Here is a 24,314-nt window from a genome sequence, read left to right on the forward strand (position 1 = left end):
ATATGCTAACTATCCTCAGTACCCAGAATAGCATTGCGAATCAATATATTGCAGAATTGCGCGATGTCCAAATTCAACAAGATCGCATGCGTTTCCGTCGCAATCTTGAACGTTTAGGAGAAATTTTTGCTTATGAAATCAGTAAAACATTGACCTATGCTCCTAAAGATGTAGAAACACCGTTAGGAATAGCAAGCACGCAAATGCTCCTTGAACAACCTGTTTTGGCAACCATACTCCGAGCGGGTTTACCGATGCACCAAGGATTATTGAATATTTTCGATCATTCTGACAGTGCTTTTATTGCTGCTTATCGACACACAAAAAAAAGTGGCGAGTTTGAAGTTCGTAAAGAATACGTGAATACACCCGATCTGGATCATAAAGTGGTGATCCTTTCTGACCCAATGTTAGCTACAGGAAGAAGTGCGGTCTTATGTTGTAAAGATTTGTTAAGTGATTATGCCATCAAAGAATTACATCTAGTTGTCGCAATTGCTTCTGAAGAGGGTATTAAACACGTACAAGCTTTTTTACCAAAAGCGCATATTTGGGTGGGTGCAGTCGATAATGAATTGACAAGCAAAGCGTATATCGTACCTGGTTTAGGAGACGCAGGAGATCTTGCTTATGGGAACAAGCACTCCTAGAATTTATAATTTAATAGTAAAAACTTAACACACATCATTGATGTTAACACCTTATATAACAGTAAATTTAATCTATAAAATGGAATACGCTTTTACACACAAAAAACAATTTTCATATGAATTGGCAGAAATACAACGGCGAAAGCATCAAAACATCCATACGAGATGCAGTTGAAACAAATATATTGAGAGAAATAGCTTTAGGCAATAAACTTAAAGTATATATTGGAACAGACTCTCAGGTAAAACGAGGTACAATCGACTTTGCAACTGTCATTGTATTTCTCCGAGAGCATCGCGGAGGATTTATGTTTGTACATAAAGACAAAAGGTATCATCTCATGAGTATCAAGGAACGGATGTTACTTGAAGTTCAAAAATCTATCGAAGTTGCCTATCAACTTTGTCCACTTCTAGAACAATACCAAGTCGATCTGGAAGTACATGCCGACATCAATACCAATCCAAATTTTCAATCTAACGTAGCCTTAAAAGAAGCCATGGGTTATATCATGGGAATGGGATTTGTATTCAAAGCTAAACCCGAATCTTTTGCTAGTACAACTTGTGCCAACAAGCAAGTACAGTAGAATATTTCAGAAAATTGCGTGCTGTTATGTATCTTTAAAGCGATAAGTTTTTTAGGTATGCACGATTTCTTTCAGCAAATTTTCCAACAATTTAATCAAACGACTTGGTTGGAATGGATAGGTACACTAACGGGTTTTATGTGTGTATATCTTGCTGCTAAACAAAACATTCTCAATTGGCCGATTAGTATCATCAGTGTTTTGGCCTATGCTTTCTTATTCTTCGAAAGTAAATTATACGGCGATGCCGTACTCCAACTTTATTTTCTTTTTACCGCTGTTTATGGCTGGTATTATTGGATAAGAAAAACAAAAAGAGATGAAAAACCCATCGTAGCTTTCTCCAACAGACAAATGCTGTATACGGTGTTGATTATCTTTGTTCTCGCAGGTTTATTAGGCATATTCTTAGACCATATCACAGATTCTGATGTTCCTTATGCAGATGGTTTCTGCACTTCCGTTAGTTTTGTTGCTCAGTTTTTAATGACAAGAAAAGTACTACAAAACTGGATCTTGTGGATCTTTGTTGATTTGTGTTATATCCCCTTATATTTCCACAAAAGCTTATTATTAACCGCGATTCTTTATCTTGCCTTTGCATTTATTGCTTGGAACGGGTATCATGATTGGAATAGAACCTATCAAAAGTCAAAATAATTACGAATGAATACGTTAAAAAAGATTGCAATAGTTGGTCCAGAGTCAACAGGAAAATCTTCTATTGCTCAAGAACTTGCTCAATATTTGAATACGGTTTGCGTACCAGAATATGCTCGCGAATATTGTAAAAACTTAGGGAACACCTATACACTGCAAGATGAAGTCAATATGTATTATGGTCAAATCGCATTGGAAAATACGTTGATACCTTTGGCAAAAAATGACATTCTTATCTGTGATACGACCATCATGACGATCAAAATCTGGTGCGATTACCTATTTGGCGATACCCCACAAGAAGTAAAGGATGAAATTAATCATCACCATTATGATCTCTATCTGCTTATGAATATTGACCTTCCTTGGGTAGAAGATCCTTTGCGTGATTTTCCTGATCAACGAGAACACTTCATGGCTGTCTGGGAATCAGAATTGCGCTCCTTGAATGCTAAGTATACCATCATATCGGGACTAGGTGAAGAGCGATTCAAAAATGCTATTGAGGCAATAGCAACATATTTTAAAAAATAAACATAAAAAAACCCTATCATTTTATGATAGGGCTTCTGTTTCTACTATATCATATCGTATACTAGTAACGGTAAGCATCCGCTTTGAACGGACCTTCTACAGTTACTCCGATATAAGAAGCTTGCTCTTGTGTTAACACATCTAATTCTACACCGATATGTGCTAAGTGAAGTCGCGCTACCTTCTCATCCAAATGTTTTGGAAGTGTATACACTTGATTTTCATAAGCAGCTGTATTCGTCCACAATTCCAATTGCGCTAGCGTTTGATTTGTGAAAGAATTAGACATCACAAATGAAGGGTGACCTGTAGCACAACCTAAGTTTACCAAGCGTCCTTCAGCCAATAAAATGATGTCAACTCCATCGATCGTATATTTATCTACTTGAGGTTTGATTTCAACTTTTGTATTACCATAGTTTGCATTTAACCAAGCAACATCGATTTCATTATCGAAGTGACCGATATTACACACAACCGTTTTATCTTTCATCGTTTTGAAATGCTCTGGACGAACGATATCTTTATTACCTGTCGTTGTCACAACGATATTGGCTTCTTTTACAGCATCAGCAAATTTTTTCACTTCAAAACCTTCCATTGCAGCTTGTAAAGCACAGATCGGATCGATTTCTGTTACGATAACACGTACTCCTGAAGAACGTAAAGATTCTGCAGAACCTTTACCTACGTCACCGTAACCCGCAACAACAGCAACTTTACCTGCTAACATTAAATCTGTCGCACGGCGGATCGCATCCACTAATGATTCGCGACAACCGTATTTATTATCAAACTTAGATTTTGTAACAGAATCATTTACATTGATCGCAGGCAAATGTAATGTTCCGTTTTTCATACGTTCGTAAAGACGGTGAACACCAGTCGTTGTTTCTTCTGATAAACCTTTGATTCCAGCAATCAATTCTGGGTATTTATCAAAGACCATATTGGTCAAATCACCACCATCATCTAAGATCATATTCAAGGGTTGACGCTCTTCACCAAAGAATAACGTCTGCTCGATACACCAGTTGAATTCTTCCTCATTCATCCCTTTCCAAGCATAAACTGGGATCCCTGCAGCAGCAATAGCAGCAGCAGCATGATCTTGCGTAGAGAAGATATTACAAGAAGACCAAGTGACATCAGCACCTAATTCAACCAATGTTTCAATTAAAACTGCTGTCTGGATAGTCATGTGAAGACAACCTGCAATACGCGCTCCTGCTAATGGTTTTGCCGCACCAAACTCAGCACGAAGACTCATTAAACCAGGCATTTCAGCTTCCGCTAATTCTATTTCTTTACGGCCCCATTCAGCAAGGCTGCTATCCTTTACTTTGTAAGGTACGTATGTACTTTCTACTGATGACATATTTTATTCTTTTTAAATTTTAAATTTATTTAGCAAAAATACCATTCAATACCTTTAAATCAAAACGTTGGAATTGAAAGCTTTCAAATTCTGACATTGTTTTGAGACTTATGTCTTGACTTACCTCCTGACAACCCTTATATTTGTAGTATTAAATTTTAAAAAGAAGATTATGTATCCAGAATATTTAGTAGAACCTATGCGTAAAGAGCTTACTGATGTAGGTTTCGAAGAATTAAAAACTCCAGAAGAGGTTGATGCAGCTATTGCAACAGAAGGAACTGTATTTGTCGTTGTGAACTCGGTATGTGGTTGTGCAGCAGCAAATGCTCGTCCGGCAGCAAAAGCTGCTGTGAAAAACGAAAAACATCCTACTAAATTTGTAACTGTATTTGCAGGTATGGAAAAAGAGGCTGTAGATAAAGCTAGAAATTACATGTTACCTTATCCTCCATCTTCTCCAGCGATGGCTTTATTCAAAGATGGTAAATTGGTACACATGATTGAAAGACATATGATTGAAGGTCGCTCTGCACAAATGATTGCAGATAATTTAGCTGCAGCTTTTGACGAGTACTGTTAATCATTTATTTTGATTTTTTGAATTAAAAAGGCTGTTCGAGTTATTCGAGCAGCCTTTCTTCATTTTCTATCTCTTGTCAAAAAAAATTATAACAACGAGAGATTTATTGATAATGTTCTCTGTTATTTATTTTCGCGGAATATAGGTCTTATTACCATTGCTGTTAATATAATACTTACCTCCTTCTGGACCAATATATACGGCATGTCCATTGTATTTTTCAGAAGACAATTTATCTGATACTGCAGTTTTAGTAGCCTTAGTTGTGTTCTGCGTCAACGATACTGCTTTTTGTCCTGCATCTTTTGTATTAGCAGCCTCCCTTTTAACGGTTTGTTTTGTTACTTCCGCTGTTTTTGTTGCATTATCCTTTGCTTTTTCTGCGGATTTCACTGCTTTACTTGTTTCATCTTTTGCAACAGCTTTTTCTTGTTTTACTTTTTGTTTAGTCGCTACTGCCGCCGTTGTTGCATCATTCTTTGCTTTTTCTGTAGATTTCACCGCTTTACCAGCTTCGTTTTTTGCAGTGGCTGTTTTTTGATTTACTTTTTGCTTAGCAACTTCCGTCGTTTTTGTTGTATTAACTTTTGCTTTCTCTGCAGACTTCACCGCTTTACCTGCTTCATCTTTTGCGGCAACTGTTCCTTTCTTTGCTTGTTGCTTTGTTGCATCCTGAGTTTTGACTGTCATGTTTTTAACAGCCTTTTCAGGTTTTTTCACCGCCTTATATGGAGCTGTTTCTTGTGCATTACTTATTGTAACTCCAAACATGGAAACAAATGCAGCTAATGCTGCCATTTTTTTGAAATAATTTGAGATATTCATAACCCAATATTTTATTTTTAAACTATATTCGATAATTCAAAACAAATGCCACACAATTAAAAAAATCTTCATTCAGACATAATTAACAAAGATTTAACGTTAGAAGTATTACTAAAAAGGTTTACACAAAAGTCTCATAAAAAAGATAGTCATCGTACTTAAAATTTAGTACACGATTTTGTCCAATTCATGAAACAGTTAAAAGTTTTTATTTGAGAAAAGTCAGATACAGCTTAGGCAAGCTCTTTACGATGAAATCGAGAAAAACATATCCATCTTTTAGAAAAAAGGCTCTACTTCTGCCCTAGTAAAATCTTTTCTCCTATAGACGATCCAAATTCGAATTACTTTGTTGCTGATTTTGCCTTAGGGGCTACACTTTTAACTTTCATATCTGTAGTTTTCTTTTGAGAAATAGAATCTTTTACTACATGTGCTCTCTTCACAGGTGCCAATGGTTTTACTGCTTGTGCAGTCTTTTTCACAACCTTTTCAGGATGTGTTTGTTGAGCAGCTATCGGTGATACACCGAATACCGCTAGCATAGCAACTACCGTTACTATTTTTGTAGGAAAATTCATGATTTTCATAGTTGAAAAGAATTTAAGTGTTCAATGACTGAGACTGCTCAAAGGAGATGCCACAAACAAAATAAAATCAGTTTAACAAACTTATTTACAATTAATTAACAACAAAAAATAGATTATTATCGAATTATAATAATTATGTATCTAATTGCTGAACATCCTTATTTTTAAAATTCAAATAGCAAGGATGTTGTCTATTAAAACCTTCATATTTCAACTTTATATTTTAGTGTCCTGTCTGGTCGTCAACGTTTGCTTTTTCATTCTTTTCACTTTCATAGATAACAAAATAAAGCAGAGCATGAAGCAAACAAGTGCTGTGATAGCAAGTGCTATTATAGAAGACTGAACATTGGTTATTGTACCATGCTCAATAACTAAGACTCGGAATATTTCCAAATAATGTGTAAGCGGTATGAGTTTCGAAATACATACTACCCAATCTGGCATTTGACTTAATGGCCAGGTAAAACCACTCAAAATAAAACTAGGGGTAGCAATAACCATTAAGATCTCCGTTGCTTTAAGTTGACTAGGAATAAGGATACTGACTAATATTCCTATAAAACTAACCGCAAGTAGAAACAAGATCGTCCCCAATAGAAATGTTCCCATATCCACTTCCAAAGGCATTCTATAAAAGATAGAAAAACCAAAGTATAGTAAATAAATACCGACAGACATGATTAAGTAAGGCGCTATCTTTACGAGTATCAACATCCCTATGTTAGATGATTTGGCAACTAGGGTTGCAAATGTTCCCTTCTCAAATTCCGAAGCAAAACTTAATGCAAGTCCAAGCATCATCACCTGTTGTAATACCGTCAAGAGCACACCGGGAAGCATAAAGTATAAATAATTTCCACTTTTAATATTTTGACGAATAATAGTCGTCTTAAAAGGTTCATACTGCTGTGTAGCGACATATTCTGGCACTCCTTTTTTCTGCTGCGCTTTTATCTGAATCCCAGCTTTTAGTGTGGTAGCACAAACATTCGCCGCCATACTCGCATAGTTGGACGTCAATGTATTGGAGGCATTCACAAAAAAAGTCAATTCTGTCGATCGATTATAATTTACATTTGCATCAAAATTCTTCGGAATCTGTACAACTACTGTTGCTTCATGTTTTAAGGCTTCTTCTTTTGCATGAAAAGCATCTGGCAGCACAGCTGCTACATAAATGACTTCACTTTCATTGAACATGGTGATCAATTGCCGACTAAGTGGACTATGATCTTCATCCACAACAATTATGGGTAAATGTGTCACCTTTCCTTTTTGATAGACAGCACCAATTAAAACACCATATAAAATCGGAGCTCCAACGAAAAGCATTAACAAGACCTTGTTTTGGAAAAACAGCTGAAATTCTCGCTTTAATAAAGATAAAAATGTCCGCATAATACTTATTTTGTAGTGCCAATGTGAAGAATGAAGGTTGCTTTGGTCAACAGTTTTTGTGCATCTTCCCTCTGCATTGGTTTCAATTTTACTTCAAACAACGATTCCTGTTGTTCAAAATCTGGATAGGCTGTGGCAATATTTGCATAAGAGCTTAAAGCTTTAACAGAAACAATTTCCGCTGTGATTTTTTTATTGTTTAAATAAGGAAAAGAAAGTTCCTGTTTACTTCCTGCAGTGAGATTTTGTAATTGCTTTTCTGGAATGGTGACCCTAAAATACGTTCCATCAATCAAATAACCTGAAATCAAACTATATCCGGCTAATGCAAGTTCACCGACCTTCAAATTAATGGTTTCTACCGTCATATTTTGTGGTGCGATGATATAACGTTCCTTCGTCGCAACATTGATCTCAGAAACAGCTCCAAGCGCTCTTTCTTTCTGACCCAGTGCCATATGCTGTTGTTCTATTCGAGCTCCATTTTCAGCATCTGCCAATTCGGCTTGCACAGCCAAGTACTGATTTTTAGCGCCTTGAAATTTCATATACACTTCATCATATTGTTGTTGAGCGATTAAAGAATCTTTAATGAGGTTCTGCATGCGTTTCAACGACTTTTGTGCGAATTCGTATTGTTCACGTAATCCATCTCTCTTTGCTCGCAATTGCTTTAACTGATTATCTGTTGCTCCTTTTACTGCCATATTATACTGTGCCTGAGCAGCATCTAATGCCCCCTTTGCTTGAGCCGACTTCGCATCTACTTCTGGAAATTCTAGAATCATCAAGGTATCTCCAGCTTGAACAATCGCTCCTTCACTTACCAATATTTGATGTACTTTTCCAGGAATTTTTGTTGTTACCGAAATCTGATCTCGTTCAATTTTTCCTTCGAAAGTATTTTTAACCTTTTCACCATTACGACAGCTTTGTGCTAATACCGCTATTCCTACTATATATATTATTTTTTTCATGACTATTTGACTAATGATTCGTAAAGATTTCCCTGTGATTTCAGCAATTCTAAAGCTGCACTACGTTGTAACAATAATTGACTGTAATAACTCAACGACTGCTTGTACATTTCGTTTTCAGCACTTAACCGCTCTGTCACATCAATTAAACCTGCTTCAAACTGTTTAGAGGCCAAATCAAGATTATTATCTGCAATTTTGATTTGTTGCTGATGAACAGCAATTTTTTTCACTGCCAATCGATAATCTGAGTATGTCTTACGATTCAATAACGAAAGTTTGTCTTTGGTATCATTCAATTTATTTTGATTCATCATTAAATCAATATTTGCTTTCTTGATATTATTGCGATGTTGATTTCCATCAAAAACAGTCCACTTCACACCAACACCTAAAGCAAAGCTAGGTGCCAGTTGAAAATGATTGGCAGATAGATTAAGATTGCCGACTTGAGGTAAATCTTTCAGCTTAAATTTTGTATCAAATGCATTGACGTAAAATGCACTCCCAAATGCAAAAACCTGTGGTAAGCGAGCTCCTTTCTCTTTTTTCAACACATATTCGTAAGCACGTTGCGATGCATTTAAAGCCTGTAATTCTTTTCTATTTTCAATAGATGATCGTAAGGAATCTATTAACATTAATTCGAGTGAATAATCTAATTTTTTAAGCTCTTCAACAGACATTTTTGTTAATTCTTCCAATTTAAAATATAGCAGTTCTCGATTATTAAACGACTCTGCCTTTTTACTTTCCAGTTCCAGCATGGCCAATTTTATCTTATCTCGATCATAAGGAATTGCTAGACCGTTTTCTATTGCTTTTATCACTTTTAAATGTTCCTTATTCAATCTTTTTTCTGAATCCAGAATCAAGGCATCAACTTCTTTTAGTAACATAATTTGATCAAAAGCCAGCACGACTTCTTGTGCTACCTGATCATAACTAGCTTCTGTCATCAGTTGTTGCGCTTTAAATTTTTCGTCCAACGCTTTCTTACCATTCGTGATTTGCAATCCGCTAAAAATAACTTGAGTCGCATTTACACCCGCGAGACCGATTTGAGAAGAGGCATTAAATTTTTGAGCACCATCAAATAAGTCAAGACCCAAAATAGGTAATGTTCTTGTCGGTAAGTCAATTTCTCCAGAGCCATTCAAGTAACCATACATACCCAAGGCACTTACCTGAGGCAATAATTTACCACCGACACTATTTTTATCTAAAATCGTTTTTTGATTTTCTAAATAGCTGTTCTTAATCTCCGTACTATTTTGAATTGCTTTTAAAATAGGCTCTTTCAATCGTGCTGTGATGCCTTGCTGCGCAAAGGACAGCTCTGTTGTTAAAAACGACAGAAAAAAACTAAGGATGACAACTTTTTTTAATACCATATTCATAAATCGATTGTATATGTTGTAACAATACAAAGGTGACTATGTTTTATGGATTAAATTTTCAGATATCTTAAAAAAGGAAAAAATTAAACGACTTGTCCTCTTATGACTGACAGTGTCTGCTGGGAAATACCTAAATAAGAAGCAATATGACCAAGGGAAGCATTTTGAAGGAGTTCTGGATTCTCTGCCAGAAGCAGTTGATACCGTTCCAATGCGGACTGAAATTGTGTATTATAAAAACGATTGGAAAAATTAATTAAAGAATCTAACAATGCCTTTTGAATAATTTGATTGACCACGATATTGGTCTTGGCTAGCTCATAAATCGCTTGAAAAGGAATTAATGAAATCTTACATGATGTCAGGGCTTGAAAGCCAAATAAAGACGGTTTCTGATAAAAGACGCTTTCTATGCCTGTACTAAATGTATTGGGTCCGAAGAAATAATGCGTAATATCCTTATTGTTTTTATAGTAAAAAATACGGGTCATGCCCGTTTCTATAAAATAAATATATTTCAAATAACTACCTGGCTCAAAAATTACATCTCCTTTATGAAATTCTTTTATTTCAATAATTCGCTCAAAGAATAAATCCAGATCGTCATCAATAGGATACAAGCTTTTAAAATATGCCAATACACTCATGCCCTAAATATGCCAAATTTTACTGATAATACCGCACAAAAAAAGCCTCAAATAGTTAACTATTTGAGGCGTTACAATTCCAATTTTATTCTTATTGCATATCAAACAAATGTTTCTCTGCATGATAAGATGATCTTACCAATGGTCCCGATTCTACATATTTGAATCCCATTTTCAAACCAATTTCTTTATATTTATCAAATTGCTCTGGTGTAATCCACTCCACAACTGGATGATGTGCTTTCGTCGGTTGTAGGTATTGACCGATAGTCAAAATATCAACTCCTACGTTAAACAAATCTTGCATGGTCTCGATAACATCTTCTTCTGTTTCACCAAAACCAAGCATAATTCCTGATTTAGTACGCAAACCTGCTTCCGAAATACGACGAAGACATTCTAATGAACGATCATATTTTGCTTGAATCCGTACTTCACGAGTCAAACGACGAACCGTTTCTATATTATGTGAAACTACTTCTGGACGAACAGCCAACACACGGTCAAGATTCTCCCACTGTCCTTTAAAATCAGGAATCAATGTCTCTAAAGTTGTTGTAGGACTTTCATGACGAATAGCTAAAATGGTTTCTGCCCAGATCGTAGAACCCCCATCTTTTAAATCATCACGGTCAACGGAAGTAATCACACAGTGTTTCACCTGCATCAATTTCACAGAATTGGCTACACGCGCAGGTTCATCCAATTCCACCGCTTTTGGTCTACCAGTTGATACTGCACAAAAAGAACATGAGCGTGTACAGATATTACCCAAGATCATGAACGTAGCAGTTCCTGCACCCCAACATTCTCCCATGTTAGGACAGTTACCACTCTCACATATGGTATGTAGCTTATGCTCATCCACAAGGCCTCTGACATGTCTATATTCTTTACCTACAGGCAATTTTACACGCAACCAATCAGGCTTACGCTGTGCTTGTGTTGCAGGAGTAACAGGAAGTTCAATCATAAAGCAAAGTTAATGATTATTACTGTAATTTTTTATCCACGTTTTGTATGAATATTATCATAATTAATACTTAACAAGCAATACATAGTGTTGAACGTATTGTTTTTTTTAAGATATTTGTTACGTGCGTCATATTTAACACCTATTCACATGAGATTTACTCACTCAATAGCAATATTACTTTTTGTGGGAATACTTCCCCTGAACATATTTGCGCAAGAAAATTTTGATTTAATTCCAAAACCTGCTAGTTTGACTCTTGTGGTAGGAACCTACGAAATTCCTGCCTCTCCAAAAGTTTTTGTATCAGAAGAGTTTTTAACTGCTGCTCAATTATTACCTGAACACCCTGCTATCGAATCGATAACTACGGAAATCGTCAAAAAAGTAAAAAAAGCTCCCAAAGAAGGGATTCGGATATTGAAAGCTGAGGATACGGATAAATTAGATAAATCTGGATATCGTATTTCTATTGATGAAAAAGGTATTCTTATTATCGCACATGAAGTTCCTCCCTTAATCAATGCTATTTATACATTGGTTCAACTGGGATATCTACAAGATAACCCTGCTCAAATACATGCAGTCGATATTGAAGATCAACCAGCCTTCTCCTATCGGGGTATGCACATAGACCCTTCTCGTCATTTTATCCCTTTTTCCTTTATGAAAAAGTTTGTGGATATCATGGCAATATATAAATTCAACAATTTACACTGGCACCTAACGGATGGAGCTGGCTGGCGATTGGAAATAAAAAAATATCCAGAACTAACTTCAAAAGCAGCTTGGCGTACACATGTCAAGTGGAAAGATTGGTGGAACAATGGTCGTCAGTATGTTGATGCTGGCTCTCCCAATGCTAGTGGTGGGTTCTATACACAAGAACAAGCTCGGGAACTCGTCGACTACGCTGCAAAAAAGGGTATAAATATCATTCCTGAGATTGAAATGCCTGGACATTCAGAGGAGGTACTTGCCATCTATCCTGAGTTATCTTGCTCTGGTAAACCATATACCCAATCTGAATTCTGTATTGGAAATGAGAAAACATATGAATTTTTGAAAAATGTGTTGGATGAGGTCATTGCTATTTTCCCTTCTCCATATATTCATATTGGTGGAGATGAAGCTGATAAAAAACATTGGAAGACATGTCCCAAATGTCAAGCTTTAAAAACAAAAGAGGGCTTAAAATCTGAAGAAGAGCTACAAAGCTATTTAATCAGACAAATGGACGAATATGTACAATCGAAAGGTCGAAAAATCATTGGATGGGATGAGATTTTGGAAGGAGGACTAACAAAAGGGGCAACAGTTATGAGTTGGCGAGGTGAATCTGGAGGTATTAAATCTGCAAATGCAGGTCACGATGTGATTATGACTCCTGGTTCTCATCTTTATTTTGATTCTTATCAATCTGATCCAAGAACGCAACCGGAAACGATTGGTGGCTACCTACCGCTCAGCAAAGTGTATGAATATAATCCTATTCCAAAAGACATTCAACAAGATAAAGTTAAGCATGTCCTTGGTGCTCAAGCGACCTTATGGGCAGAGTACATGCCAAATTATCAGCAGATCGAATACATGGCTTTCCCTAGAGCGTTAGCTTTATCTGAAGTGGTATGGACAAAGTCTGAATTAAAAAACTGGCCTAATTTTCATAAACGACTTCAATCGCACTACAAATTATTGCAAAAGTTTGAAGTGAATTATTATCGTCCTTCTTACAATGTCAATTATAAAGTAGATTTTGACGAAAAGAAATCCTTGAATACGGTAACGTTAAGCTCAGAACAGTTACATGCCAGCAATATTCATTATACCATAGATGGATCCAAACCAACCTATCATACTGCACCTTACAATAATCCGTTTGATCTATCTGTACCAACAGTCGTAAATGCAGCATATTTCTTAGATTCCACTCAAGTAGGGCCTATTCAAACAATCCAATTGGATGTACATAAAGCCATCGGTAAAACCGTGACTTATAATAATCCTTGGAGCGAAGGATATCCTGCACAGAAAGACTTGACGCTAACCAATGGTATTAAAGGAGGATTAACATATCAGGATGGGCAATGGCAAGGTTTTCTAAAAGATCTAGATGTTGTTGTTGACTTTGAACGTCGTGAAGAAATCAATAGTGTCGCAATGAATTTTATGCAGCTTAGTGGTCCTGGTGTATTTATGCCAGGAGAGTTTAAAGTTTTATTATCCGAAAATGGACGTACTTTTAGAGAGGTAGGTGTTATTAAAAATGACATTTCTGATCAAGATCCTACCCTCATCTTTAAAAGATTTGAGTTAAAATTAGCGAAGCCTCAACAAGCAAGATATGTGCGTGTAGTAGCAACGAATACTAAAAAAGGATTTCTATTTACAGACGAGCTTATTGTCTACTAAGTGTGGTTATAGCTTTAAAAGATGTGACATTTTTAGAGCTGTCACATCTTTTAAGTTGACCTATATTATTCCTTTAAATCATTTATCTGAAAATAAATAGCAAAAAATTAAATAAAATAATGTAATTTTGCACTCCGACAAAGCGGTCGGAATATCCCCTTCTCGAAGCGCATTTTTGATTGTCTTTGTTCATGATTTTGAATTGAAATTTTATTTTTTGAACTAGATATAATGCCCAGAAACACCTCCATTAAATCGGTTTTAATCATTGGATCAGGTCCAATTGTAATTGGTCAAGCCTGTGAATTTGATTATTCGGGATCTCAAGCAGCCCTTTCTTTAAAAGAAGAAGGTATTGAAGTCTCCATCATCAACTCAAACCCTGCAACCATCATGACTGACAAAGTCATTGCAGATCACGTCTATTTACTTCCGTTAACTGTAGAAAGTATTGAACAAATCCTCAAAGAACATAATGTTGACGCCGTGTTACCTACTATGGGTGGCCAAACAGCGTTAAATTTATGTATTGAAGCTTCAAACATCGGTTTATGGGAAAAATATGATGTTAAGGTTATCGGTGTTGATGTTGCTGCAATTGAAAAAACAGAAAACCGTGAAGAGTTCCGCCAATTAATGATTGATATCGGTGTAGGTGTAGCACCTTCGAAAATCGCGAACTCGTTCTTAGAAGGTAAAGAAGCTGCACAAGAAATTGGTTTCCCATTAGTTATCCGTCCTTCTTATACGTTAGCAGGTACTGGAGGTGGGTTTGTCCACTCGAAAGATGAATTCGACGCTGCCTTAAGTAGAGGTCTAAGTGCTTCTCCTACGCATGAAGTATTAGTTGAAAAAGCCGTTCTTGGCTGGAAAGAATTCGAATTAGAGTTGTTACGCGACACCAATGATAACGTAATCATCATTTGTACAATTGAGAACTTTGACCCGATGGGTATCCATACAGGTGACTCTATTACAGTTGCTCCTGGTATGACCCTATCTGACAAGTGCTACCAAAGCATGCGTAATCAAGCCATCTTGATGATGCGCTCTATCGGTAACTTTGCAGGTGGTTGTAACGTACAGTTCTCTGTTAATCCAGAAAACGAAGATATTATCGCTATCGAGATCAACCCTCGTGTATCTCGCTCTTCTGCTTTAGCATCTAAAGCAACAGGTTACCCAATTGCAAAAATTGCTGCTAAATTAGCAATAGGTTACAATTTGGATGAGTTACAAAACCAAATCACAAAAACAACTTCAGCTTACTTCGAACCAACCTTAGATTATGTAATCGTAAAAGTTCCTCGTTTCAACTTTGATAAATTCAAAGGAGCAAACAAAGAATTAGGTTTACAGATGAAAGCAGTAGGTGAAGTAATGGCTATCGGCCGTACGTTCATCGAAGCGCTACAAAAAGCATGTCAATCATTGGAAACAAACCGCGCTGGTTTAGGGGCTGATGGTCGTCAATTACGCAATTTAGAAGAGATCATGGATAGCCTGGAGCATCCAAGTGGTGATCGTCTATTCCATATCAAAGATGCATTCGAATTAGGTGTTCCTTTGGAATCTATTCGCAAAGCAACACGTATCGATAAATGGTACTTAGTACAGATTCAAGAATTAGTAGCCTTAGAAACAGAACTTCGCCGTTACCAATTGAATAATATTCCAAAAGATTTCTTCATGACCTTAAAACAAAAAGGTTATTCAGATATTCAGATCTCTTGGTTGTTAGGAAATGTGACAGAAGATCAGGTGTACGACCGTCGTAAAGAACTAGGTATTAGCCGTGTTTACAAAATGGTTGATACTTGTGCTGCGGAATTCCCTGCACAAACGCCTTATTACTACTCTACTTTTGAGGAAGAAAACGAATCGATTGCATCTGACAAGAAAAAAATCGTCGTATTAGGTTCAGGCCCTAACCGTATCGGTCAAGGTATCGAGTTTGATTATTCATGTGTACACGGTCTCTTAGCAGCTAAAGAAGCTGGATATGAAGCCATCATGGTAAACTGTAATCCTGAAACAGTTTCTACAGACTTCAATATGGCTGATAAGCTATACTTTGAACCTGTATTCTGGGAGCATGTTCGTGAAATCATTGAATTAGAAAAACCTGTAGGTGTAATTGTTCAATTGGGTGGACAGACAGCACTGAAAATGGCTGATCAATTAGAAGCTTTAGGTGTTAAGATCATTGGAACGAACTTCCAAAATATGGACTTAGCTGAAGATCGTGGTCGTTTCTCAGATTTATTGAAATCATTAGATATTCCTTATCCTAAATATGGTGTTGCTGAATCGGCAGAAGAAGCTATCCAAGTAGCAAATGAGGTTGGATACCCCGTTCTTGTTCGTCCTTCGTATGTATTAGGAGGCCAAGGAATGAGTATTGTTATCAATGACGAAGACTTAGAGAAAGCTGTTGTTAACTTACTGAAAAATCTTCCAGGAAATCGTGTCTTAATTGACCATTTCTTAGACCGTGCTGAAGAAGCGGAATCCGATTCAATTTGTGATGGTGAAGATGTACACATCATTGGTATGATGGAACACATTGAACCTGCAGGTATCCACTCTGGTGATTCTTACGCAGTATTACCTCCATTTAGCTTATCACAAGCTGTTCAAGATAAAATGGCTGAATACTCGATTAAATTAGCAAAAGCATTAAATGTAAGTGGCTTATTGAACATACAATTTGCAGTCAAAGGTGAAAAGGTATATGTGATCGAAGCGAATCCTCGTGCATCTCGTACTGTTCCTTTCATCGCGAAAGCTTATGATGTACCTTACATCAATATTGCTACTAAAATAATGTTAGGTGCTAATAAATTGAAAGATTTCAAAATTGAACGTAAACTACAAGGGTGGGCAATCAAAGAACCGGTGTTCTCATTCTCAAAATTCCCTGAAGTTGACAAACAATTAGGCCCAGAAATGAAATCTACAGGTGAAGCCATCCGTTTCATCAAAGATTTAAATGATCCTTACTTTAGAGATTTAGTCGCTAAAAAATCGATGTTCTTATCGAAATAAGTTTCATGCTTTCCTATTAAACACAAGCGGCTGCCTCCATATTTTGAGACAGCCGCTTGTGTTTTTATTATCAACTGCTTTACGTATTTCTACAATTCTTCTGTCAGATATTTTGATTAATAATTTCTTTGAATTCTTAAATTCAGGGGTCTACAATTAAATGCGAAATCAGTTTTTTGTCATGCAATTAGATTCTTGTTCTTTTTAAAATGTTTAAATGTTGCTATCTTACCTAAACAGCTGGAGGTTATACCGTCCAATAACAACAATCAAAGCAAATGAAAACATTCTTTAAAGAATTATTTGAATACAATTTCAATTTCAACCAAAAGACTCTTTATTTTTTAGCTGAAAATCAGGAACAAATTTCGGACAAATTAATAAGGCTTCTTAGTCATATGGTAAATGTTCATGGTATATGGAATAGTAGAATTCTATCAACGAAGATAAATTATAAACCATGGGACACATTTAGTGTGAAAGAATTGATAGAAATTGATAATGCAAACTTTAATTCCTCAATTTCTATAATGGAGAAATTTGACTTAGCCTTTGAAATACAATATTCAACTTTTAATGGAAAACCCTATAATAATACTATTCGGGATATTTTATTTCAAATTATTAACCACTCAACTTATCATAGAGGACAAATAGCAACAGTGTTCAGAGAATGTGATATGAAACCACTTTTGACAGATTGGATCTTTTATAAAATGAACTAATAAATCAACAAGATTTATTTTCATCCCTACAGTTAACTTTAAGACAGCGACTTTTTATGCGATCAACTATTGCTATTATATGTCCTTTACACATCTAAACCCTACATTATTGGTTGGGCTGTTAATTTCACCTTTCCCCCTACTTCCAGCTTTATATCGTTCGCAATATTGATCGTTACAAAGAAATGATCCTCCTCGTTGTACCCTTTTAATGGCATTAGGTTCCTCAGGATCATAGGAATCTTCAGGTCCTTTTGGATTGTCAACATTGCTGTTCGCGTAATAATCAGGACGATAATAATCAGCACACCATTCCCAAATATTTCCTTCCATATCATATAAGCCAATACTATTTGCGGGGAATGATTTAATCGGAGAAGTTCCTATAAATCCATCTAACTTCGTATTCTGAACAGGGAACTGACCTTGAAAAATATTTGCTAAATAACGATCGTTATCTAACAATTCATTACCCCAATAGTAGGTTAATGGATTGGAGGTTCGAGAACGAGCGGCATATTCCCATTCGGCTTCTGTTGGTAATCGTTTTCCTGCCCACTTTGCATATGCTTCTGCATCTTGGTAAGCAATATGTACTACTGGATGGTTTTCTCTACCTTTGATACTACTCATAGCTCCTTCAGGATGTTTCCAACTAGCTCCAATAACATAAGACCACCATTGTAAATGATTATGCAAATCTTTGACTTCTTTTGGAGGGGAAAAAATTGCTGACCCTGGTTTTAACATTTCCGAATCTACCCCTGGAAACTCCTTCGGATCTAAAGGTCTTTCGGCAACAGTAACATATCCTGTTGCTTGAACAAATTTTTCAAATTGTGCATTCGTCACTTCATGCTCATCCATCAAGAAGCTATTCAGTTTAACTTCATGAATCGGCTTTGCGTCCGAGAAATTATCCGATCCCATCTTGAAATATCCACCTGTTATCTTTATCATTTTCTCCTGATCTAATCCTGATCCCGTTACAATATTGACATCGGATTCCAGATTCGAAAACCGAGAAGGAATACTTTTTGCCATATAGCAACGTGAAGAATCTGGTGAAATAAATAAGTTTGCTGGATTAACCGTTGGTTTAGCACTACTTAAGCAAGAAGTTAATAAAAGACAAAATGGATATAAAATAGATAGATTTCTGACCATAAACAGCTGAACATTAATTCAAAATTCTAATTTATAGATTTTAAATAGCAAGTGGAAATTTATAAAAACAAAAAAGAGAACATTTTATTGTTCTCTTCTTCTATCATGTTAATTCCTGGATCTTGAAAAGATTATACATCTAATTGGACAGCACTTGCTTTTCCTTCTTTTGAGCGAATTTTAGTGGTACCTCCCCCATTTAATGTAATATCAACAGGTTTATTTGTTTTCCAAGCACCTTGCGTAAAATCTGGAATATCGACAGTGCGTGAATTACGTTTTACAGAGTCACAACTTAATGGAACGACACAACTCCATGAAGCTGCATCATAAACGTCCTGATCCAAAGGTAATCCATTACGTAAACAGTCGATTAATCTCCAGTCCATCATAAAGTCCATGCCACCATGTCCTCCCACTTGCTTTGCTTGGTCACCAATAAATTTCACTAGCTCTGGGGTATATTGTGTGTATAATTCCTTTAACTTATCCTTTGAAATAAAACTATGTCCAAAGGCAATATTTTCAGTTGGGTATTTTTGTGCGAAACCTTTAGTACCACTCAATGTATGTAATCGTGAATATGGTCTTGGAGAAGTGACATCATGTTGTAACATAATCGTTTTACCCAATTCTGTTCGAATTAAAGTAGTATTCATATTACCACGGAAGCTTTTACCTATAAATTCTTGATAGAATGAATCCTTTTCTGCTAATTCTTTTGCTTTTGCTCCCATTTGAAAATCATTTGTAGACATCGCTACCAAATGGTTCATCTTATCTCCACGATTGATATTCATACATTGTGCAACTGGACCTAAACCATGCGTGGGATACAAGTTACCATTTAACTTCATGTTTTCACGCAATCTCCACATATTGTCATATCCATTCTTCGCAAAATTCAAATCCAATAAATCGTGAATATATGCACCTTCCCCATGTAAAATTTCACCAAATAGTCCCTGACGAGTCATATTTAAGGTTAACATTTCGAAGAAGTCATAGCAGCAGTTTTCCAACATCATACAATGTTTCTTTGTTTCTTCAGAAACTTTCACGACCTCCCAGCAATCCTTTAATGTTAGTGCAATAGGTACTTCACAAGCCACATGTGCACCAGCTTTCATTGCCCCAATACTCATTGGCGTATGATAATCCCACGGTGAGCATATATATACGAGGTCTAATTTTTCATTATTCAACATCTCTTTCCAGCCATCTTCACCAGAATAAGATTTGGCATCTTTGAGTGACTTTTTACGTAATATACCTTGAGCACGTTCTACACGATCTGCGTGTTTATCACATAAAGCCACAATTTCAACACCATCAATATAAGATAGTCGATCAACAGCACCAGGACCGCGCATACCTAGACCTATAATCGCTACGCGTACTTTATCAATTTTAGGAGATGCATAACCTGACATATTGAATTTTGTCCCTGCTAATACGTTGGAATTTAAAGTTGGTAATGTCATCGCTACAGATGATAAGATACCTGCTTTTTTTAAGAAATCTCTTCTATTAGAATTCATATTTGATAGATATAATTTTTTATAGATATAATGTTGCAAACAAAATTAAAGGGGCTATAGAAAGCCCCTCTAAAATCACCTATTTTTAAAACAAACTAAACAGTCTTTGCAATGATTATTAAACTTGATGATGGGTAGTTCAATAATTAGTTATAGAATTGATCGTCGACCTTTTCTATAACAAGGATACATTAGAAATTTGATATTAAAAAATAAAAAAACAAAGCAAACGATTGTTCAAAATAAACAACCGTTTGCAATTTGTGATCATTAACAATTATTTCACCTGTAATTTTAGTAACTCTTTGATTACATCAATTGCTTTTAGCAATATTAACAATCATACATATAGTATAAAAATTAATGTTCAGCTACAGAAAATCTTTAAAGTCAAACTTCACCGCTATACAAAAAAGATGAGATAAGAAATTTCGAACATACTAAAAGAGTTTATAATCTTATTGGTATACTTTAGAAATATGTTAAATAGTTAAATGGTTAGGGAGTTAGATTGTTAGATTAGTTATTACTAATCTTTTGAATAGATCACTCTTATTAGCTTGCTATCTTCTCTATGTTTCCATCAAAGATGAGAATTAAGAATGAAAAGTAACAATTGTTCTGTTTCCAGAAACGAATGAGGAAAGAATTTGAGGGGGAAAAGTAAAGTGTACAAAAAAGCCTTTGCTTTTCAGCAAAGGCTTCTGTATAAAAAAAGGCACCGACCTACTCTCCCACCTGTTACGGCAATACCATCGGCTCTGGCGGGCTTGACTGCTCTGTTCGGAATGGGAAGAGGTAGACACCGCCGATATAGGCACCTAAAATGTTTTTATCAGATTATAGATAGGAGATATCAGATCAAAGATTGGAGACTTTTCTTTTGTCTCACATCTCATATCTATCGTCTCACATCTATGTCATCTAATCTATAGACAATTGAAAGAAAAAATCAAAGAGGAAGACAACAGTGTATGCGTGCTTTGAGAAAGCTTCGGGTGATTAGTATTGCTCAGCTATGGTATCTCTACCTTTACACCTGCAACCTATCAACGTAGTCATCTGCTACGGCCCTATAAGGAAGTCTCATCTCGTGGCTAGTTTCGCACTTAGATGCTTTCAGCGCTTATCTATTCCCGACGTAGCTACCCAGCCGTACACCTGGCGGCATAACTGGTTCACCAGCGGTCAGTCCATCCCGGTCCTCTCGTACTAAGGACAGATCCACTCAAACTTCCAACGCCCACAACAGATAGGGACCGAACTGTCTCGCGACGTTCTGAACCCAGCTCGCGTGCCACTTTAATGGGCGAACAGCCCAACCCTTGGGACCTTCTCCAGCCCCAGGATGTGACGAGCCGACATCGAGGTGCCAAACCTCCCCGTCGATATGAGCTCTTGGGGGAGATCAGCCTGTTATCCCCAGCGTACCTTTTATCCTTTGAGCGATGGCCCTTCCATACAGAACCACCGGATCACTATGTCCGTCTTTCGACCCTGGTCGACTTGTCGGTCTCACAGTCAAGCAAGCTTATGCCATTGCACTCCGCGTACGGTTACCAAGCGTACTGAGCTTACCTTTGAAAGCCTCCGTTACCTTTTTGGAGGCGACCACCCCAGTCAAACTACCCACCAAACAATGTCCTCCCCATCGGGGAGTTAGAAACCGGATACAGAAAGGGCGGTATTTCAAGGTTGATTCCATGACTCCTGGCGAAGCCACTTCAACATCTCCCGCCTATCCTACACATCCTGTACCCAATTCCAATGTTAAGCTATAGTGAAGGTGCATGGGGTCTTTCCGTCCCGTTGCGGGTAATCGGCGTCTTCACCGATACCACAATTTCACCGAGCTCATGGCTGAGACAGCGCCCAGATCGTTACACCATTCGTGCAGGTCGGAACTTACCCGACAAGGAATTTCGCTACCTTAGGACCGTTATAGTTACGGCCGCCGTTTACTGGGGCTTCGATTCAATGCTTCTCTTGCGATGACATCCCCTCTTAACCTTCCAGCACCGGGCAGGTGTCAGGCCTTATACCTCATCTTTCGATTTTGCAAAGCCATATGTTTTTGTTAAACAGTCGCCTGGGCCTTTTCACTGCGGCTTCTTGTACTGCTACAAGGAAGCGCCCCTTCTCCCGAAGTTACAGGGCCATTTTGCCGAGTTCCTTAGCCATGATTCACTCGAGCACCTTAGGATTCTCTCCTCGACTACCTGTGTCGGTTTACGGTACGGGTTTTTATAACCTGAAGCTTAGCGGGTTTTCTTGGAAGTCTGTTTACCTGCTCTATCAGCGCCACCGAAGCTTTGCTGTACTATTGGGTCTCAGCAGGGTCGGCGGATTTGCCTACCGTCCCTATACCTACGCCTTTTAACGGACTATTCCGTCAGTCCGCGGCAGTGTCACTACTCCGTCACCACATCGCAGTTATAAAAAGTACTGGAATATTAACCAGTTGTCCATCGGCTTTCTCCATTCGGATGCGCCTTAGGCCCCGACTAACCCTGATCCGATTAGCGTTGATCAGGAAACCTTAGTCTTTCGGTGGGCGGGTTTCTCACCCGCCTTATCGTTACTTATGCCTACATTTGCTTTTCCATACGGTCCACGGTCCATTACCAGGCCGCTTCGCCCCACATGGAATGCTCCCCTACCAGATGCAGCTTATGCTGCAAATCCATAGCTTCGGTAATACACTTGATGCCCGTTTATTATCCACGCCCGGCCGCTCGACTAGTGAGCTGTTACGCACTCTTTAAATGAATGGCTGCTTCCAAGCCAACATCCTAGCTGTCTGGGCAACCGGACCTCGTTAGTTCAACTTAGCGTATATTTAGGGACCTTAGCTGATGGTCTGGGTTCTTTCCCTCTCGGCCTTGGACCTTAGCACCCAAAGCCTCACTGCCGGCCATATCTTATAGCATTCGGAGTTCGTCTGGATTTGGTAGGATTTGACTCCCCCGCACCCAATCGGTAGCTCTACCTCTATAAGACTCCATGCCGACGCTGTTCCTAAAAACATTTCGGGGAGTACGAGCTATTTCCCAGTTTGATTAGCCTTTCACCCCTACCCTCAGGTCATCCGGAAACTTTTCAACGTTTATCGGTTCGGTCCTCCATTACATGTTACTGCAACTTCAACCTGCCCAAGGGTAGATCACAAGGTTTCGCGTCTACCTCATCTGACTATGCGCCCTATTAAGACTCGCTTTCGCTTCGGCTGCGCGGCTGAACCGCTTAACCTTGCCAGACAAGAGTAACTCGTAGGCTCATTATGCAAAAGGCACGCCGTCACTGGACCCGCCAGCTCCGACCGCTTGTAAGCACACGGTTTCAGGTTCTTTTCACTCCTCTGTTCGAGGTTCTTTTCACCTTTCCCTCACGGTACTAGTTCACTATCGGTCTCTCAGGAGTATTTAGCCTTATCAGATGGTGCTGACAGATTCCCACAGGGCGTCTCCGACCCCGCGGTACTCAGGGTACTGCTAGGCTAGCTTTCTATACGTGTACCGGGCTATCACCGTCTATAGCTGGGCTTCCCATCCCATTCCACTTCTGTCTGCTAATGCCACATCGCAGCCCTACAACCCCGGTCATGCCGTAACATCACCGGTTTGGGCTCTTTCCCGTTCGCTCGCCACTACTTGGGAAATCATTATTATTTTCTTCTCCTACGCCTACTTAGATGTTTCAGTTCAGCGCGTTCGCGTTTTATACAGCATACCTTCAGTATGCTAGGTTGCCCCATTCGGAAATCTTCGGATCAAATCACATTTGCTAATACCCGAAGCTTATCGCAGCTTATCACGTCCTTCATCGCCTCTGAGAGCCTAGGCATCCCCCGTGTGCCCTTATTTACTTTCTTCACCTCATAGCCCTTTTGCTACTATGGGTTGCTTTTGATATATAACCATGGTGCTACGCATCGATCCGTTCGGCTTTTGACCGAGGGTCTTCTCAATACATCAGGCACACCACAGTATTGTCTCTACTGTTGTCTTCTCTTGTAATTTTTTTCTTTCAATATGTCAAAGAACTCTTCTTCTAGAGTTGAGATATTAGATCAGAGATTTGAGATCTGGTATGGTTGCCCATAAGTGTCTCTTGTCTCATATCTATCGTCTCATATCCAGAGATGTGGAGAATATCGGAGTCGAACCGATGAACCTACCGATGGATCGGGATGCTCTGGCCCCTATGGCCTTTC

18 protein-coding genes and 2 rRNA genes are annotated in these 24,314 nt (G+C 37.9%); 8 read left to right on the plus strand and 12 right to left on the minus strand.

Features of this window, described 5'->3' with window-relative positions; genetic code table 11:
• The first annotated feature begins 2 nt into the window (after window positions 1–2).
• The 4 genes from upp (at window position 3) to LZQ00_RS13810 (ending at window position 2,434) form a co-directional block, all read left to right on the plus strand.
• Entirely contained in the window at window positions 3–650 is a 648-nt protein-coding gene (upp, locus tag LZQ00_RS13795) for a uracil phosphoribosyltransferase (RefSeq protein WP_234509861.1), read from the plus strand.
• A gap of 116 nt (window positions 651–766) precedes the next feature.
• Window positions 767–1,240: a ribonuclease H-like YkuK family protein gene (locus LZQ00_RS13800; protein WP_234509862.1), complete on the plus strand. Its 474-nt coding sequence runs from the start codon at window positions 767–769 to the stop codon at window positions 1,238–1,240.
• Between the two features lie 57 nt (window positions 1,241–1,297).
• Complete coding sequence (gene pnuC, locus LZQ00_RS13805) at window positions 1,298–1,900, plus strand: nicotinamide riboside transporter PnuC (protein WP_234509863.1); 603 nt, start codon at window positions 1,298–1,300, stop codon at window positions 1,898–1,900.
• 6 nt (window positions 1,901–1,906) lie between these two features.
• A complete protein-coding gene (locus LZQ00_RS13810) occupies window positions 1,907–2,434 on the plus strand; it encodes an AAA family ATPase (RefSeq protein WP_234509864.1) in 528 nt (175 codons plus the stop codon).
• Between the two features lie 61 nt (window positions 2,435–2,495).
• Here the strand turns inward: LZQ00_RS13810 and ahcY are convergent, their stop codons facing one another.
• Complete coding sequence (gene ahcY / locus LZQ00_RS13815; RefSeq protein WP_234509865.1) at window positions 2,496–3,812, minus strand: adenosylhomocysteinase; 1,317 nt, start codon at window positions 3,810–3,812, stop codon at window positions 2,496–2,498.
• A gap of 172 nt (window positions 3,813–3,984) precedes the next feature.
• Between ahcY and LZQ00_RS13820 the strand changes: the two genes are divergently transcribed.
• Window positions 3,985–4,395, plus strand: a complete 411-nt coding sequence (locus LZQ00_RS13820) for a BrxA/BrxB family bacilliredoxin (RefSeq protein ID WP_234509866.1) — start codon at window positions 3,985–3,987, stop codon at window positions 4,393–4,395.
• Between the two features lie 126 nt (window positions 4,396–4,521).
• Here the strand turns inward: LZQ00_RS13820 and LZQ00_RS13825 are convergent, their stop codons facing one another.
• From LZQ00_RS13825 to lipA, 7 genes are all read right to left on the minus strand, one after another.
• Complete coding sequence (locus tag LZQ00_RS13825; RefSeq protein WP_234509867.1) at window positions 4,522–5,220, minus strand: hypothetical protein; 699 nt, start codon at window positions 5,218–5,220, stop codon at window positions 4,522–4,524.
• A 344-nt stretch (window positions 5,221–5,564) separates the two neighbouring features.
• On the minus strand, window positions 5,565–5,810 hold the full coding sequence (locus tag LZQ00_RS13830) for a hypothetical protein (RefSeq protein WP_234509868.1): 246 nt from the start codon (window positions 5,808–5,810) through the stop codon (window positions 5,565–5,567).
• Between the two features lie 216 nt (window positions 5,811–6,026).
• Entirely contained in the window at window positions 6,027–7,211 is a 1,185-nt protein-coding gene (locus LZQ00_RS13835) for an ABC transporter permease (protein WP_234509869.1), read from the minus strand.
• A 5-nt stretch (window positions 7,212–7,216) separates the two neighbouring features.
• Window positions 7,217–8,188: an HlyD family secretion protein gene (locus tag LZQ00_RS13840; protein ID WP_234509870.1), complete on the minus strand. Its 972-nt coding sequence runs from the start codon at window positions 8,186–8,188 to the stop codon at window positions 7,217–7,219.
• A 2-nt stretch (window positions 8,189–8,190) separates the two neighbouring features.
• Window positions 8,191–9,588 (minus strand): TolC family protein, encoded by a 1,398-nt coding sequence (locus tag LZQ00_RS13845; RefSeq protein ID WP_234509871.1) that lies wholly within the window; start codon window positions 9,586–9,588, stop codon window positions 8,191–8,193.
• Between the two features lie 83 nt (window positions 9,589–9,671).
• Window positions 9,672–10,235: a Crp/Fnr family transcriptional regulator gene (locus LZQ00_RS13850; RefSeq protein ID WP_234509872.1), complete on the minus strand. Its 564-nt coding sequence runs from the start codon at window positions 10,233–10,235 to the stop codon at window positions 9,672–9,674.
• A gap of 91 nt (window positions 10,236–10,326) precedes the next feature.
• A complete protein-coding gene (gene lipA / locus LZQ00_RS13855; protein WP_234509873.1) occupies window positions 10,327–11,208 on the minus strand; it encodes a lipoyl synthase in 882 nt (293 codons plus the stop codon).
• Window positions 11,209–11,358: 150 nt separating this feature from the next.
• Here lipA and LZQ00_RS13860 point away from each other — a divergent pair, with 150 nt between their 5' ends.
• The 3 genes from LZQ00_RS13860 (at window position 11,359) to LZQ00_RS13870 (ending at window position 17,393) form a co-directional block, all read left to right on the plus strand.
• Window positions 11,359–13,620, plus strand: a complete 2,262-nt coding sequence (locus LZQ00_RS13860; protein ID WP_234509874.1) for a family 20 glycosylhydrolase — start codon at window positions 11,359–11,361, stop codon at window positions 13,618–13,620.
• A 231-nt stretch (window positions 13,621–13,851) separates the two neighbouring features.
• Window positions 13,852–16,668 carry a carbamoyl-phosphate synthase large subunit gene (gene carB / locus LZQ00_RS13865; protein ID WP_234509875.1) on the plus strand — a complete coding sequence of 939 codons (2,817 nt, stop codon included), beginning with the start codon at window positions 13,852–13,854 and terminating at the stop codon, window positions 16,666–16,668.
• Between the two features lie 278 nt (window positions 16,669–16,946).
• Entirely contained in the window at window positions 16,947–17,393 is a 447-nt protein-coding gene (locus LZQ00_RS13870; protein ID WP_234509876.1) for a DinB family protein, read from the plus strand.
• Window positions 17,394–17,468: 75 nt separating this feature from the next.
• Here LZQ00_RS13870 and LZQ00_RS13875 read toward each other — a convergent pair whose 3' ends face one another.
• The 4 genes from LZQ00_RS13875 to LZQ00_RS13890 form a co-directional block, all read right to left on the minus strand.
• Window positions 17,469–18,560 carry a formylglycine-generating enzyme family protein gene (locus LZQ00_RS13875; RefSeq protein ID WP_234509877.1) on the minus strand — a complete coding sequence of 364 codons (1,092 nt, stop codon included), beginning with the start codon at window positions 18,558–18,560 and terminating at the stop codon, window positions 17,469–17,471.
• Between the two features lie 131 nt (window positions 18,561–18,691).
• Window positions 18,692–20,101 (minus strand): Gfo/Idh/MocA family protein, encoded by a 1,410-nt coding sequence (locus tag LZQ00_RS13880; protein ID WP_234509878.1) that lies wholly within the window; start codon window positions 20,099–20,101, stop codon window positions 18,692–18,694.
• A gap of 713 nt (window positions 20,102–20,814) precedes the next feature.
• Window positions 20,815–20,926, minus strand: a 5S ribosomal RNA gene (gene rrf, locus LZQ00_RS13885).
• 158 nt (window positions 20,927–21,084) lie between these two features.
• A 23S ribosomal RNA gene (locus LZQ00_RS13890) occupies window positions 21,085–23,972 on the minus strand.
• Between the last annotated feature and the right edge of the window lie 342 nt (window positions 23,973–24,314).

This window comes from Sphingobacterium sp. SRCM116780, assembly GCF_021442025.1.
Lineage (GTDB): Bacteria > Bacteroidota > Bacteroidia > Sphingobacteriales > Sphingobacteriaceae > Sphingobacterium.

What these genes read in the sequence shown, in the direction of transcription:
- pnuC (WP_234509863.1), top strand. Translation starts at nt 1,298, where the DNA reads ATGCACGATTTCTTTCAGCAAATTTTCCAACAATTTAATCAAACGACT.
- LZQ00_RS13825 (WP_234509867.1), bottom strand. Translation starts at nt 5,220, where the DNA reads ATGAATATCTCAAATTATTTCAAAAAAATGGCAGCATTAGCTGCATTT.
- LZQ00_RS13860 (WP_234509874.1), top strand. Translation starts at nt 11,359, where the DNA reads ATGAGATTTACTCACTCAATAGCAATATTACTTTTTGTGGGAATACTT.
- LZQ00_RS13800 (WP_234509862.1), top strand. Translation starts at nt 767, where the DNA reads ATGAATTGGCAGAAATACAACGGCGAAAGCATCAAAACATCCATACGA.
- LZQ00_RS13880 (WP_234509878.1), bottom strand. Translation starts at nt 20,101, where the DNA reads ATGAATTCTAATAGAAGAGATTTCTTAAAAAAAGCAGGTATCTTATCA.
- LZQ00_RS13810 (WP_234509864.1), top strand. Translation starts at nt 1,907, where the DNA reads ATGAATACGTTAAAAAAGATTGCAATAGTTGGTCCAGAGTCAACAGGA.
- upp (WP_234509861.1), top strand. Translation starts at nt 3, where the DNA reads ATGCTAACTATCCTCAGTACCCAGAATAGCATTGCGAATCAATATATT.
- ahcY (WP_234509865.1), bottom strand. Translation starts at nt 3,812, where the DNA reads ATGTCATCAGTAGAAAGTACATACGTACCTTACAAAGTAAAGGATAGC.
- LZQ00_RS13830 (WP_234509868.1), bottom strand. Translation starts at nt 5,810, where the DNA reads ATGAAAATCATGAATTTTCCTACAAAAATAGTAACGGTAGTTGCTATG.
- carB (WP_234509875.1), top strand. Translation starts at nt 13,852, where the DNA reads ATGCCCAGAAACACCTCCATTAAATCGGTTTTAATCATTGGATCAGGT.
- LZQ00_RS13820 (WP_234509866.1), top strand. Translation starts at nt 3,985, where the DNA reads ATGTATCCAGAATATTTAGTAGAACCTATGCGTAAAGAGCTTACTGAT.
- lipA (WP_234509873.1), bottom strand. Translation starts at nt 11,208, where the DNA reads ATGATTGAACTTCCTGTTACTCCTGCAACACAAGCACAGCGTAAGCCT.
- LZQ00_RS13840 (WP_234509870.1), bottom strand. Translation starts at nt 8,188, where the DNA reads ATGAAAAAAATAATATATATAGTAGGAATAGCGGTATTAGCACAAAGC.
- LZQ00_RS13870 (WP_234509876.1), top strand. Translation starts at nt 16,947, where the DNA reads ATGAAAACATTCTTTAAAGAATTATTTGAATACAATTTCAATTTCAAC.
- LZQ00_RS13850 (WP_234509872.1), bottom strand. Translation starts at nt 10,235, where the DNA reads ATGAGTGTATTGGCATATTTTAAAAGCTTGTATCCTATTGATGACGAT.
- LZQ00_RS13875 (WP_234509877.1), bottom strand. Translation starts at nt 18,560, where the DNA reads ATGGTCAGAAATCTATCTATTTTATATCCATTTTGTCTTTTATTAACT.
- LZQ00_RS13845 (WP_234509871.1), bottom strand. Translation starts at nt 9,588, where the DNA reads ATGAATATGGTATTAAAAAAAGTTGTCATCCTTAGTTTTTTTCTGTCG.
- LZQ00_RS13835 (WP_234509869.1), bottom strand. Translation starts at nt 7,211, where the DNA reads ATGCGGACATTTTTATCTTTATTAAAGCGAGAATTTCAGCTGTTTTTC.